The organism is Clostridium sp. 2218st1_F5_2218SCRN_220325 (assembly GCF_039062665.1).
In the GTDB taxonomy this organism is placed as follows: domain Bacteria; phylum Bacillota; class Clostridia; order Peptostreptococcales; family Peptostreptococcaceae; genus Intestinibacter.
In genome coordinates this window covers 39,375-54,002 of sequence record NZ_JBCLNH010000009.1, presented here as the reverse complement: position 1 = coordinate 54,002, position 14,628 = coordinate 39,375, and the positions used below count along the sequence as shown (strand labels likewise).

Sequence of the window (14,628 nt, the reverse complement as noted above, 5' to 3'; positions counted from 1 at the left end):
AATATTCCCCCTATATTATGTCTGTATATTATTGTGTTTTAATTAAAAAATTTAATTTTTATACATTCTAACATATTTCCAATTATTTATAATCTATTTATTTATATAAATCATTTCATCATAAGAAACTTGTTCTCTCAATTCACTTGCAACCTTTGCAGAAATCATATTTCCTTCTAGATAATCTTGAATAAGCGTAAGTTCTATCGAAAATGCTTTTGAGTAGTAAGTTCTTATTTCTTTATAATCGCCTTTAAAATCGTAGTTATGGTTGTCTTTTCCCATTTTTCTTTCATAATACTCTATCATAAATGACATATCATAATATTCTTCGTTGTTTATATTTTTATTTAAATATTGTAATATTCTCTCACAGACAGTTTCTTTAATAAAATCAAATTGTTTCATAAACTCATTAAAGTACTCTGTAGAGTTATAGTTACTTTTTTTGTATAATCTTTTTAATTTCTTTTTAATAAGCCATATCTTAATCTCTGCAATAAATGAGCTCAATCTTTTCCTGTTGTATTTACTATATAATTTATAAAATTCGCCGACTTCTTTTGATACTTTTCCTTCTCGCACTATCTCATCGACAATATTAATCTCCATTTCTGTAGTGAAATTAAATATTTCTTGTATTTTATTTTTTTCTGGTCTAGGTGAGCTTTCTTCTTTTAGTATGCTCATTTGCCCTCTCAATGTTCTAAGTACAACTCCAAGGCTTTTGTAATTGGTGTCATTCATAAGCAATTCTAATTGTGAAATTGTATAAGTTATTATATTAAGTCGCGCACTTTCAAAATCATATTTGCTTTTATCTTCTTCTTTTTTATTTAAAACTAAAGGGAAAAATATTGCTGGCACAATTAAACTTATTAGAATTACTATTGTTGCTATAAATATTAAATCGTTTTTTGATAAAACATCTCCTGGAATTTTGTCAGGTATTGATAATGCTGTCGCCAAAGTTATTGTCCCATGAACTCCACTAAGAGCAAAAATACTTCTGTATAAGTGTTTACTTAAGTTTTCTTTTTCCAACTTAAATGTTTTAGGATTAATCATAATCCATACATATCTAAGACCTATTACGATAAAATAAAGTAATATTGCTATTAAGATTAACTCCCAAAACATAGATTTATTTTCTTTCATTATCCCTTTGATGATTGATGGGATTGATATTCCTAGGATTACACTTACTAATCCCTCTAAAACATATTCAACCACATCCCATGTAATATTTGATATAACTTGTAACTTGGTAGATTTGAGATTTAATAAATGTTGTTCTACTATATGTACCATTCCAGCTACAATTACTGCTAATATCCCAGAAACATGAGCATAATCTTCTGCAATAATATATACAATAAAAGGTGTTATCAACTGTATGATAACCATCATTGGTGGATTTTCAAAATCTTTTCTAGTTATATAAATTCTAAGTTGAACTATAATAACTCCTAACACAAAACCGACTACTATTCCTCCAATTATTATAAATAAAAATTCTGATACATACTCACTAAGCGAAAACTTTCCTGTTAGGCTAGCTGCAAGTACAAAATCAAACATTACTATTGCGATAGAATCATTAAACAACGACTCTCCTTCCAATATTGCTAGTATACCTTTTGGAAATTTAAATCTAGAACTTATTGATTTTACAAAGTTTACGTTTGTTGGGATAGTCATAGCTGCTAGTATAAATATAATTGTCAGTGGAATTGAGTGAATTATAATCTTCATAAATACTCCAGTAACTAAAATTGTTATAATTACTAGTGTAAATGATAAAGAAAATATTTCATTTTTATGTTTTTTTAGCTCATCCTTAGATACATGTTGCGCCTCACTGAATATAAGCGGTTTTATTACGATTATCATAAACAGTTCAGGTTCTAGCTCAAATTCTTTAAAAAATGGTAGAAAAGAAATAATACATCCCATAAATATCTGAATAAAAATCAACGGTACTTTTTCGAGTATTTCATATAATATATCCGATATGGTTATTGCCAAAAGCATCGCTATAATTGCATATAATAGTTCCATAAAACCCTCCCTTTGTTTTTTCTTTTAGTATTTTCCAAAAGTATTGTTTTATATTCTAAACTAAAAAGCCCCTTATTTTTATTTAAAATAAGGGGTTAATGTTATTTTATAAAGTTTAGTATTTCATTTGTAGTTTGATTCCATTGTTTTTCACTAGAAATCTTTGATTTATTATCGCCTGATTGCTCTCCATAGTTTCCGAATTGAGCGTGATTTCCACCGTCTATTATAATTTCTGAAAGATTTTTTGCCATTCCTATAGAATCTTTATATTTTTCTCTATTTAAAACTCCATCTTCACTTCCGTAAATTGATAAAACAGGAATATCTAGTTCCTTTGTTGGATAAGCTGCTAATAAAACAACGCCTTTTAAGTTATCTTGATGTTTAGCTGCATATGATGCCGCCATTGCACCTCCTAGTGAATGTCCTCCAATGTACCAGTTTTCGATGTTATTAAATTTAGACATCACTTTATCCGCCGCATTAGAATTAAGAACTGCTAAGTTAAATGGCATCTCCACAAGTACTACACAAATACCTTTTTCTGAAAGACTTGTAAGTATTGGCTCGTATGATTTTGCCTCTACCTTCCCTCCAGGATAAAATATAAATCCTGTTTTGCTATTGGTATCTCCATATACTGTATAATTGTCTTGTTGTTTAATATCAACATTTGAAACCTCGTAGTCTTTTGCATGATAATAATCTGATGCATAGATATAAAATCCAGCCGAACATACTAATATCAATGTCAATAAACAAATTACAATCTTCTTTAAATAAGATTTCTTTTTTGTCATATATTTCTCCCAAAAATTATTTTTACTATTATCAATACTCTATTTTATCACGGATTTTATTCAGTACAATTCTTTTCTTTAATTTTTTTAATTGTCGATCCAGTAAATTTGTATTATCTTATTATCTATATAAGTATATTCTCCTGCTAGCTTTCCTCCACATTTTACAATAATCTTTCTCGAGCCTTCATTCTCCTTATAACAAGCTAACATAACTCTTTGAATGTTTATCGTTTTTGCATATTTAAGTGCCATTTCTAATATTTTTGTTCCATATCCTTTTTTTCTTTCTGATGGTCTAACGCTATATCCTATATGACCTCCGAAAAGAGCTAAAAATTTGTTGATGCGGTGTCGTATATCTACCATACCTATAATTCTTTGGTCAGTTTCTCTTATAACGAAAAATGTACTTGCCTCTACCCAATTTTCATCTACAGTCTCTGGATTAGAACTTTTTTCGATATGTTTTATCCAATCTTCATAATCAAGTTTATCTAATAATGCACTTCCATTTATTATTTCTTCCCCATTATCAAAATGCTCTTTTTTATACTCTAATGCCTTTTCTTTTAAGTCGATTGTTGGTTTTACTAGTATTAAATTATCCATAATCTCCCCCCATTAGATTAGTCTTTTATCTTTTGCTTCTATTATTTATTAATTAAATAAAAAGCATTTTTATTCCTATTATAGCTTAATATTTAAAACTTTTCTTTTAAATTAATCTTAAATTATTTTTTGCAAAACAAAAGAATCTACTTAAGTTCATACAATTAAGTACAAATATAAGTAGATTCTCAAAATGTAAAACAATTACCGTCGGTTACAATTGATAGACTGCACCCGACCTTACCTGTCTTTTGGTCCATCCTCGCTTATGGCTTCTGGCGGAGCATCCTTAGTATGGATGCTGTGGTTACTACGTGTTTTCATCACATTTCACCTCCTGCATCTGTATTTGCTTTACACTAATATTATGTCCTGTGATATTTTTTATATACAAAATTTTTAATGTTTATTTTTTTCCATTTTTAATTTATTTCTATTAATTCATATTCTCTGCTTCCAAGTCCTAATTTAGATGCTGCTTCTAGTGTAAGATATCCATTTCTAGATTCCATTCTTTCTATTAAAGATGCTTTTCCTTTATCAGATGAATTAACTACAGCATCTACACAAGCTTGGTCAACTGCAACTGGATCAAGTGACGCAAATATTCCTATATCGTCCATTTCTGGTTCTGCTGGATTTGCATTACAATCACAATCAACAGATATATGCAGTGTTGCACTCTACTATTGTTCCATTTAATTTTGATACTAAATCTTTGATTAAATTTGAATCTAAGAAATTGTGTCCTCCAGCTTCCCCAGTTGATATTTTTACAGCTACTTTTCCTTTTAATTCAGTATTTAATGCTTCATAGATCTTGATTAATGATTTTGGTGTTATTTCTTTAGTGAAATAAACTTTTGATTTTGACATGTTCCCCATCCTTATTATATTATTTCCATGGACGTACATTTTTTATCCAACCTTGCTCAATCCACCAATCCCTATCTTTAGGATTCCAACTTGCACTTGGTGATGCTTGCATTTTTCTAAATATATAAAACATAATTTTCCCCTTTAAACTAGCTTTTGGTTTATTCGCTCTTTTCTTTACTTTTAATGCGATTTTTTCTGACTTTTGTTTTAGCTCAGCCTCTTTTTTAGATGATATCGTCGAAATATTTAATGCATTGCTTATGAAAGGAAATTTATATACTTTGGGAATTCCCATCCATTTAAGTTGTTTTGCCATAGATTTTACAGTATTATTTGCTGGTGCACCTGCTGATGAACTTATAGTAAGACCTACCTTTGTAAACATCTTGCCATATGGTCTATGAGTAATCCATCTGTATGCAAAATGATCCATTAAATTTTTTATATTTCCGCTCATCTCCATAACATAATTTGGACTATCTAAGATTATTATATCTGATTCTTCCACAGATTTTATTATCGGTTGTACTTTTTCTGCCCCTGGGCAAAACTCTTCCCCTTTAAGAAAACACATATTGCACCCAATACAAAATTCTGGTCCATCTTTAGGTAAAAAAAATTCATATACCTCATCCTCTTTACCTACTAAAAAATCTAATACATTTTTAGTCATTGTATAAGTAACACCTTTATGAGATTGCCCATGTATAACTGTAATTTTCAATATAATCCCCCCAATTAAATTTATATTAAAATTTTATACTTCTCTTTTAAAATTTTATTTATCTAATTTAATTAAATTGTAGGATTATTTTTTTAGTTTATCAAATTTTTTGTTCTATTAATTCTTTATGCTTTTATTAATTCTAAATCTCCTATGATTTCATAAGATGTATTTTCTTCTATATAAATAGTATCTTCTGGATTTAATTCTATTCTTTTATCACAAGTTATCACATATCCATTTCCGCGTATAATGGTAAATGAGCAAAATTTATTATTGGTTTTACCTCGCATCGATGTATTTACGATTATTTTTTCAACTTTAAAATATGGAGTTTCTAAAATTTCAAAGTTTTCCATCTTGCCATAGCCATTATCACCTTCATAATTTATAACTTCTAATGATTTTTGTATATGTAGCTCTCTCTTTCTTCCCCAATCATATAATCTATATGTTACATCGCTACTTTGTTGAACTTCAATTAATTTTATTCCTGCACCGATTGCATGTACTGTTCCCGATGGAATGTATATCATGTCGCCAGGTTTTACACTTATAAATTCAAGATTTTCTTCTAGTTTATTTTCTTTTATAATTTTATCTAATTTTTCTTTATTAAGACCTTTTTTAATACCGCAAACTAACTTTGCATCTTCATCTGCCTCAAGTATGTACCAACACTCTGTTTTCCCATTATCATTTTCATATTTTCTTGCAAATTCGTCTCCCGGATGCACTTGTACTGATAGAGATTGTTCTGATTTTATAATTTTTATCAGTATTGGAAGTTGTGATTTTCTATAGTCTGCTAGTGATTGGCCACTTTCTTCAATTATTGAAGAACCTGCTCTGTGAGTTGATAAATTCCATTTTTCGTATCCCCAGATTTTTTCGCTATAATACGGTTTCATTTTTAAAATTGACATTTGATTTCCCCCTTAAATAGTACGAACCTTTCAGACAGTTTTTCTGTATGAAAGGTTCAGATATAAATTATTATTTTATTCTTTCATATAAATCTATAAATTCCCCTGCCATATCAAGAACTGTCATTCCGTTCATTAAGTGGTCTTGAGAATGTATTAACAGTACAGAAACTTCATTTTTTTCACCATTTGCTTCTGAAGTTATTAAGTTTGTTTGATGTTTATGTGCTTTATTTATTTCTGTTCTAGCATCTGTTAACATCTGTCTTGCTTCTTCTATTTTCCCTTCTTTAGCTAGTGATATTGCTTCCATAGCCATACTACGAGCTTCACCACTACTGCATATTATTTGAAATGATATATCAAATATTGCTTGACCATCCATTTTATTTTCCCCCTAATAATTTATTACTTATTTGTAAAATTACATAGACAACCTACAAGTCCAGCATCATTTAAAAACTTACATCTGTCTATATCAACATATTCATTTACACTTTTTGAAAAGCTATATTCAAATCTATCCATTCTTTCTTTTATCTCATCTATTAGACATTCTTGTTGAGAAATCGCTCCACCCAAAAGAATTTTATCTGGATTTAAAATATATGCTAAATTGTATATTCCTAAAGATAGATTATCAAAGAATTCATCTAATATTTCCTTACAAGCTAAATTTCCAGATTTAGCTCTTTCAAATAATTCTTTTCCGTCTATCTCTTCATGTAGTCTTTCTGTAGCTTTTTCTACTAAGGCTCTAGTAGAGGCATAATTACTATAAATATAATGATCTGGATTTTCTCTCTTAGTTCCATTTATAAACATAAAACCGAATTCCCCAGCCATAAATTTACTTCCATGATAGATATCATTATTTATAATAATTCCACCACCTATACCAGTTCCTATAGTTACACAAACTAAGTTTTTGCATCCTTTACCATTACCTAGTTTGTGTTCTGCTATTGTTGCGCAGTTAGCATCATTTTCTATTTCAACAGGTAACCCAAATTTATTTCCAAAATACTCTTTCATATTTAATCCTATAAACCCATTTATTATAGTACCTGCTGTTATTACTCCATTTTCAACATCTACAAATCCAGGCGAACTTATAGATATTCCCTCTATTTTGTATAAATTAATATACTTTTTAATTACTTCACACATATTATCTAAGATTTCTTGTCCATTATCAGTATTGCTTTTAAACGAGTCTTTAGATAATATATTTCCCTCATAATCTAATACTCCATATTTGACAAAAGTTCCACCAATGTCAAAACATATAACCTTATTAGAATCCATTATTATCAGCTACCTCTTTAAACCATCTACCACTTTTCTTTATAGTTCTCTTTTGTGTTTCTAAATCTAGTGCTATTAATCCATATCTATTTTTATATGCATTTGTCCAAGACCAACAGTCGATGAATGTCCATAAGTGGTATCCTTTACAGTTAGCCCCTTCTTGTATTCCTTTGTGTAACCATCTTAAGTGATCTTTTATAAATTCTATTCTGTAGTCGTCTTCAACAACTCCCTCAGCATTTATATATTTTTCTTCACCTTCTACCCCCATACCATTTTCAGATATATAGAAAGGTATATTGTTGTAATTTTCCCTTATATTTGTGCATATATCATATATACCTTTTTCGTAAATTTCCCATCCTCTATATGGATTCATTTTACGTCCTGGCATTTCATAATTATCGAAGAACATATCTGGCATAAATACATCTTCTGTGTATTCGCTTTCTTTTGCTTTTATTCTTCTTGGCTGATAGTAGTTTACTCCTAGATATTGAACTGTATTATCTCTAATAAGTTCTAAATCTCCTTCTTCATAAACTGGTAATACATTCTGTTCTTTTAATAATTCTACTAATTCAGCTGGAACTTCTCCTAATACTGAAGAGTCTAAGAAACTTCTGTTGAAGAATAAATCTGCTATATGTGCAGCTTTAACATCAGCTTCGTTTTCTGTACTTCTTGGATAAGATGGTGTTAAGTTGAGAACTATACCTATTTGTCCGTCTTGTCCTAATTCTTTGTATTCTTTTATTGCTTTTGCATTTGCAAGCATTGTGTGGAATGCAACTTGTGCTGCTCTTTTCCCATCTTTTACATTTGGATAATGGAAGTTATAAAGATATCCACCTTCAACTGGAACAATAGGTTCATTAAAAGTCATCCAGTGTTTAACTCTGTCCCCGAATAATTCAAAACATTTTTTTGCAAATGCTGCATAAGCATCTACAACTTCTCTACTTTCCCATCCTCCTTTTTCTTGCATACACATTGGCATGTCGAAGTGGAATAAGTTCATTATTGGTAATACATCATTTGCTATAAGTTCGTCTATTACATTGTTATAAAAATCTACTGCTTTTTGATTAACTTCTCCAACACCGTCTGGTATTAATCTTGACCATTGTATAGAAGTCCTGAATGAATTATGTCCAGTTTCTTTTAATAATTTTATATCTTCTTTATAATTTGCATAGAATGTAGATGTGTTTTGTGGTCCTACATTATCGAAGAATCTTTCTGGTTCTTCTTTATACCAGTAATCCCATATACTCATTTTTCTACCATCTACATCTGCTGCTCCTTCCGATTGTGGTCCTGACGTTGCAGTCCCCCACCAAAATCCTTCTGGAAATTTATATTCTACTGTCATTTTTTTCTCCCTTTTATTCCCTTTATATTTTATATCAATAGTTGGCAGCCCTTTTTTTATTTACAGGCTGCCAGTTATTTAACTTTTATTTCTAATACACTTTGTCTAAATCTAATAAATCTCTTGGCTAGTTAGCTTCTTGTGATAAATTATCTCCGTTTAATTTATCTAAATCTTGTTCCTCTTGATAATTTCTCTTGTCTAATGCTTTTAAGAATGGGAACCAAACCGCAAATACTATAGCCATTTGAACTAATTGTAATATAGATCCTCTGATAGAGTTAGTTGCTAAGAATCCACTTAATAATACTGGTACTGTCCAAGGAACTGATACCCCAGTTGTCATTGGAACTAATCCTGTTGCCATTGAAGCATAAGCTACACCAGTTGATATCATTGGTGCTAATACCCAAGGTATTACTATCATTGGATTTAAAACTATTGGTAAACCGAATATAACTGGTTCATTTACGTTGAATATTGCTGCTGGAGCTGCTAATTTACCAACTTCTTTTAACTGTTTACTCTTCATAAATGCAAGCATTGCGAAAACTACTACTAAAGTCATACCAGTTCCACCTAAACTTACTGTGAAAGTTTCCATGAATTGTTTTGTTACTACATTTGTTAATTGTTCCCCTGCACTAAATGCATTGAAGTTTTCTAGAGTTAATGTATTCCAGATTGGGTCCATAACTGAGTTTACTATGATTTGTCCATGTAAACCGAAGAACCATAATATTTGAATTGCGAATATTGCTACTAATGTCGGTATTATACCTTTACCTAAATTAGTTAGTGGTGCTTGGATTATTTGATATACGAAATCATGAGCATTTTCCCATGGTGTAAGTGCAAATACAGCTCTTAATAATAAGAAAATTGTTAATGTTAAACATGCTGGTATTAATGCTGAGAATGATTTTGATACTGCTGGTGGTACTGTTGGCGGCATTTTGATTGTCCAGTTTTTATTTACTATTGTTGAATATAAGTAAGCTGCACCAAATGCTGCAAACATACCAATGAACATACCTTTTGCTCCCAAACGGTCAATTGCTAATACACTTGATAACATTGTTCCTGTATCTTCGATTGGAGCTTCGAATGGTGTTAATAATAAAAATGCTACGAATGCTACTGTTGCACCATAAATAGGTTCTCCGCCTAATTCTTTACACAAATAATAACCTATACCTAAAGTTACAAATATTGTTGTAACTGACATTGTTGCTGTTGATGCAGGTCCTAATACATTTTGTAAAGCTGCTAAATTAGCTTCACCTATAAGGTTTCCTAAATAAGGAAAGTTCGCGATTACTAACATTATTGATCCGAATATTGTAAGTGGAAATGCAAGCATGAATGAGTCACGTAGGACCATTAATATTTTATTGTTGTTTAGTTTTTCCCCCAGCACCATTATCGCTGATTCTAATTTTTCAAACATAAAGTTACTCCTCCCCCTAAATTCTATTTAATTTAAATTTTCATAAATAAAGTAATTCTTTATATTTATCAGTAACAAATAATTAATCGAATTTATAAAAAATTCTTATTTATATATGAGCAGATAAGATCTTATATTTATTAACTATTTGTTACCGATATTGACTTAGTTTTCATGTATATAATATTAGAGATAAATTTTTATTATTATTTATTGTTTACTAAATCCATTGCTAATTTTAAAACGCCTTTTCCATCACAACGTCCATAAAGCATTGGTGGTACTACATCAACTGGTATATTTAATTCTTTTCCTTTTGGTTCATATTTTTTCTTTAAAAATCTCATTTGTGGTCCAAATAATAATACGTCAGCTTTTTTGATTTCTTCGTCTACTTCTGATTGTGCTACTGCCCATATTTCTGCTTCTATACCTTCAGCTTGAGCAGCTTCTTTCATTTTATTTACTAATAAACTTGTTGACATTCCTGATGAACATGCTAATAATATTTTCATTTCAAAAATCCCCCTTCGAATTATATTAATCTCTTTAAATTTAATTTGTATCTACAAATTTTTATTCACAACATAATAGTAGCAAAATTTTTCCAATAATGCAACCCTTTTCCCCTTTTTTTATTATTATTTTACAATTTATTTTTTTAACTTAAAAAGGCTGCCCCAATTATACCTGCATCATTGCCTAAAGTCGCTACTACTATATCTGCAAACTTCTCTTTTTTATATAGAATATGATGTCTTATCATCTCTTTTAAATCTTTTAATATAATATCTGAAGACTTAGATAGCCCCCCTCCAATTGCAATTATATCTGGATCTAAAGTATTCACAACTCCTGCAATTCCTATTGACAGATAATCTTTAAATCTTTCTATAATTTCTTTTGCAAGTTTGTCTCCTTGTCTATATGCATCAAAAATCATCTTAGCATTTATTTTATCTAAGCACCCTTCACACATATCTAAAATTGCACTTTTATCTTGCTGTATATTTTCTTCTAGTTGTTTTAATTTCTCTTGAGTATGTTTTATTAGTGCTGTTGCTGAACAAAATGTTTCAAAACAACCATTATTTCCACAGTTACAATTGTATGTATTTTCTCCTATTACAACATGTCCTATTTCAGATGCCATACCATGTGCTCCAACAAATGGCTTGTTATTTATAATAATTCCTCCACCAATCCCTGTTCCAAGAGTTAATAAAACTGAAATATCATTTCCACTCATACTTCCAAATTTACTTTCTGCTAATGCTGCTACAGTTGCATCATTTTCCACAAATATATCAAACTCTGGGAAAATTTCTTTTAACTTTGGCACAAAATCCACTTCAAACCAACCCAAATTTACACATGTAACTTTACCTTCAGAGTTTATAAAACTTGGCACGCCAAATCCTATTGATTGAATTTGTTCATTTGTAATATCGTTTTCAGATAACATATTTCTCACCATTGTATTAATATCAGAAATAATTCTATCAAATCCACCATCTACATCAGTCTTACAATTTGCTCTGTAGATTATTTTCCCCTGCTCATCTACAACCCCTGCTTTTATTCCTGTTCCACCAATATCTACACCTATACTATACATTTTATCCCCCATTTCTCACTAATTGTATAGTTAAACAACTATACAATTAGTAACTTGCATTTTATATTTTATTAAAAAGTAGCTAATTTAAGTAATTTAGCATATTTATAATTATGTATTACTTTAGATACTTCAAATATATCCCCATTATTTAAAAATACTTTATTTTCTATTACTAAAGCTGGATCACTCATATCAAGTTCTAATTGTTCAGCAGTTTCTTCATCCATTTTATCTGCATATATTACTTTATCTGCAAATCCTATGTTTAATTTTAAATCTTCAAGTATATATGAATAAATAGATGATTTTGCTATATCTTCATTTAGATATGGAATAATATCTTTATTGTAATAAGAGTATTCCATTGAGAAAGTCTTTCCATCCATTATTCTAAGTCTCTTAACATAATAAATTTTTGTCCCTACTTCACATTTCATATCGTGTGCTAATTTTTCATCAGCATGCATAACTTCTATGCTTATGACTTTATTTACTATCTCTCTATTTGGAAAATCTCTTGTAAGTCCTTTCAATGTTTCTAAACTTATGTACCCCTTTAATATTGATTCTCTTACAAATATTCCACTCCCCTGTACTTGATATATGTACCCTTTGCTGGATAATATACTGATTGCTTTACGTACTGTCGTTCTACTAACACCATAATGTGCTACCAACTCTTCCTCTGTTGGCAATTTCCCTATTTTATTATACTTCCCATCTAGTATATCTTTTTCTATTTCATCTACTATTAATTTATATTTAGCAATCATACGCTCACCTCTCCTTTTATAAGACTCTTTATATTTTATTTTTGTTCTATACTATATATTATAATAAATAAAATTTATAAATACAAATTTTATTTATACCTATATTAATGTAATAAATAAGGAAGTACAAAATTGTACTTCCTTAAAATCAAACTTATTTTACATTTAGTAATTCTTTTTTTATTTCTTCAAATCTTTCATCATCTACCCACATTGTCTTTCTCATTCTCTCGTCATCAATTCTGACAATCTCAATTTTATCTGGGTTTATTCTTTTGATTACATCTTTTAGCTTTTCAACTGATTCAGCATCATCATTATATTTTTTAATTATAGTAATTTCAAATATAAATTTACCATTATACTGTTGATTAAATTCAACCATATTATCAATATACTCTTCTAATGTATAATCTTCTATTGGTCTTTGTATCTTTTTAAAATCTTTTTCTGTTATTGTTTTAATTTCTCCAATAACTTCATCACACTTGTTTGCTATGTTTATATACTCTTTTTTAGAAAGTATATATCCATTAGAAAGTAATCTCACCTTTAATCCTTTTGATTTTATAAAATCTATAATTGCTTCTACTTTGTTATTAACTAAGGTCTCTCCTTTTGAGTTGATAAACACTAAGTCTGGATTTGTAGTATCTATCATATTTTCTAATTCAGCAAGTGCCACATCATAATCTTCAAATTCTGTTGGTACATCAATTTTATTTTTTGATCTACCAATTGGACAAAATACACAATCAAAATTACAGTATTTTTCTGGTAGTATATTAATTTCTAATACTCTTTTCCCTTCTTCAACATAAACATCCTTATAACTAAAATTATTTTTCATTTTAATAACCCTCCTTTAATCTAAATAAAAAATTCACTTCGTTCATATCGCCAACGACTTCGTCCGTTGCTTAAAAATTCACTTCGTTCATGGCGCCAACGACTTCGTCCGTTGCTTAAAAATTCACTTCGTTCATGGCGCCAATGAATCAAAGATTCCGTTGCTTAAATAAAAAAAAAGCCTGGGAAATATAATTAAATATCTCCCAGGCTTTTCTCCTTCCGTGTTCACAAATAACTTGTGCGTTTTCTCTCGGACCAGCTAGTATATAAATACTACGGAACCCTAGAAAACTATGAATTTTAAGTTTGAAATGTTAAACTTATTTTAGCATAATTACATATATGAATCAAGCTAATTCATTTATTAACTTGCTTGTTGTATTTTGTTATTTTTAGCAGATTTTTTATTATTTTTAGCTGCAGAATCTATGTAGTAAGTTCCTATTGCAAATACTGCTACTATACTTCCATATATATTAGTTAATTTTAAGAAAGATAGACTTTCTTTTTCGTAGTGACCTCCACCTTCTGGTGCCTCTAAATCTTGAGGTTGTATATGCTCAATAGCATATGAAAGTGTGTTATTTACTTTTGCGAAGTAAGATTGAGTATGTATGTTATATACTCCTAAAACTAATATTGCTACAACTATAACTCTTGCTAATATTTTTGATACTGTTGTAGAATTTTTTATATTGAACATCTTTTTGAAGAAGTTTCTTATAAAGTTCCAGTAAAGTCCAACATGAAGACCTATAAATGCTATTGATAAATAAGAAGCACCTATGTGAAGCATCTTCCAGAACATTACTCTATCATAATTATCAGCTTTCATCATTAATATACCACTTGCTAATATTGTGAAAACTAATATAAATAAACAAGCACTTATAATATAAGATATTCTTGTTCTCGCTTTTAAATTTTTATCAAAGATTCTCTTTGTTATATTTACTACCCATTTTCTGTTTACAATTATATGTACTAGTATAAGTGCACCAAATATCATCCCACTTTTAATATGGAATTGGAAACTGATTAAGTTTTTGTTGAAAAATGTTATAAACAGAGCAATCATAACTATGTCTAGTACGATTTTGAAAATATTCTTTTTATTCATTATTGCTATACTCTCCTTTTAAAATTTTTTATAATTAATTCAATTATTTTTGATATTGATTTTCATTAACACATTTATTATATAATGTAATTCTTCTTTTAAATTTAAATATATTTGTTTT

At 29.2% G+C, this 14,628-nt stretch carries 16 protein-coding genes and 1 riboswitch; all 16 genes read right to left on the bottom strand.

Annotated features, from left to right (window positions below):
* Window positions 1-93: 93 nt before the first annotated feature.
* The 16 genes from ABCM86_RS07160 to ABCM86_RS07085 all read right to left on the bottom strand — a co-directional run bounded on the left by ABCM86_RS07160 (window position 94) and on the right by ABCM86_RS07085 (window position 14,507).
* The gene (locus tag ABCM86_RS07160; RefSeq protein ID WP_295777961.1) at window positions 94-2,061 is read right to left on the bottom strand and encodes a sodium:proton antiporter; all 1,968 of its coding nucleotides are present in this window, start codon (window positions 2,059-2,061) and stop codon (window positions 94-96) included.
* Window positions 2,062-2,162: 101 nt separating this feature from the next.
* Complete coding sequence (locus ABCM86_RS07155; RefSeq protein WP_295676557.1) at window positions 2,163-2,864, bottom strand: alpha/beta fold hydrolase; 702 nt, start codon at window positions 2,862-2,864, stop codon at window positions 2,163-2,165.
* 87 nt (window positions 2,865-2,951) lie between these two features.
* On the bottom strand, window positions 2,952-3,476 hold the full coding sequence (locus ABCM86_RS07150) for a GNAT family N-acetyltransferase (protein ID WP_295676559.1): 525 nt from the start codon (window positions 3,474-3,476) through the stop codon (window positions 2,952-2,954).
* 422 nt (window positions 3,477-3,898) lie between these two features.
* The gene (locus ABCM86_RS07145) at window positions 3,899-4,099 is read right to left on the bottom strand and encodes a hypothetical protein (RefSeq protein WP_330605518.1); all 201 of its coding nucleotides are present in this window, start codon (window positions 4,097-4,099) and stop codon (window positions 3,899-3,901) included.
* 34 nt (window positions 4,100-4,133) lie between these two features.
* Window positions 4,134-4,352 (bottom strand): hypothetical protein, encoded by a 219-nt coding sequence (locus tag ABCM86_RS07140; RefSeq protein WP_330605519.1) that lies wholly within the window; start codon window positions 4,350-4,352, stop codon window positions 4,134-4,136.
* Window positions 4,353-4,371: 19 nt separating this feature from the next.
* A complete protein-coding gene (locus ABCM86_RS07135; protein WP_295676561.1) occupies window positions 4,372-5,079 on the bottom strand; it encodes a flavodoxin family protein in 708 nt (235 codons plus the stop codon).
* A gap of 125 nt (window positions 5,080-5,204) precedes the next feature.
* On the bottom strand, window positions 5,205-6,005 hold the full coding sequence (locus ABCM86_RS07130) for a type I phosphomannose isomerase catalytic subunit (protein WP_295573493.1): 801 nt from the start codon (window positions 6,003-6,005) through the stop codon (window positions 5,205-5,207).
* Between the two features lie 70 nt (window positions 6,006-6,075).
* On the bottom strand, window positions 6,076-6,390 hold the full coding sequence (locus ABCM86_RS07125) for a PTS lactose/cellobiose transporter subunit IIA (RefSeq protein WP_295573496.1): 315 nt from the start codon (window positions 6,388-6,390) through the stop codon (window positions 6,076-6,078).
* 23 nt (window positions 6,391-6,413) lie between these two features.
* Window positions 6,414-7,313: an ROK family protein gene (locus ABCM86_RS07120; protein ID WP_343003744.1), complete on the bottom strand. Its 900-nt coding sequence runs from the start codon at window positions 7,311-7,313 to the stop codon at window positions 6,414-6,416.
* Window positions 7,303-8,691, bottom strand: coding sequence for a glycoside hydrolase family 1 protein (locus ABCM86_RS07115; RefSeq protein ID WP_295573501.1), 1,389 nt, complete (start codon window positions 8,689-8,691; stop codon window positions 7,303-7,305). Before ABCM86_RS07115 ends, ABCM86_RS07120 begins: the two co-directional genes overlap by 11 nt.
* Window positions 8,692-8,818: 127 nt before the next feature.
* Window positions 8,819-10,141, bottom strand: coding sequence for a PTS cellobiose transporter subunit IIC (gene celB / locus ABCM86_RS07110; protein ID WP_295573505.1), 1,323 nt, complete (start codon window positions 10,139-10,141; stop codon window positions 8,819-8,821).
* A gap of 206 nt (window positions 10,142-10,347) precedes the next feature.
* Entirely contained in the window at window positions 10,348-10,656 is a 309-nt protein-coding gene (locus tag ABCM86_RS07105) for a PTS sugar transporter subunit IIB (RefSeq protein ID WP_295573508.1), read from the bottom strand.
* Window positions 10,657-10,802: 146 nt separating this feature from the next.
* Complete coding sequence (locus tag ABCM86_RS07100; protein ID WP_295573512.1) at window positions 10,803-11,759, bottom strand: ROK family protein; 957 nt, start codon at window positions 11,757-11,759, stop codon at window positions 10,803-10,805.
* A 71-nt stretch (window positions 11,760-11,830) separates the two neighbouring features.
* Window positions 11,831-12,535 (bottom strand): GntR family transcriptional regulator, encoded by a 705-nt coding sequence (locus ABCM86_RS07095; protein WP_295573514.1) that lies wholly within the window; start codon window positions 12,533-12,535, stop codon window positions 11,831-11,833.
* A 154-nt stretch (window positions 12,536-12,689) separates the two neighbouring features.
* Window positions 12,690-13,385: a radical SAM protein gene (locus tag ABCM86_RS07090; protein WP_343003743.1), complete on the bottom strand. Its 696-nt coding sequence runs from the start codon at window positions 13,383-13,385 to the stop codon at window positions 12,690-12,692.
* A 200-nt stretch (window positions 13,386-13,585) separates the two neighbouring features.
* Window positions 13,586-13,685, bottom strand: a riboswitch (guanidine-I (ykkC/yxkD leader).
* 66 nt (window positions 13,686-13,751) lie between these two features.
* The gene (locus ABCM86_RS07085) at window positions 13,752-14,507 is read right to left on the bottom strand and encodes a DUF4405 domain-containing protein (protein WP_295571838.1); all 756 of its coding nucleotides are present in this window, start codon (window positions 14,505-14,507) and stop codon (window positions 13,752-13,754) included.
* Window positions 14,508-14,628: the final 121 nt, after the last annotated feature.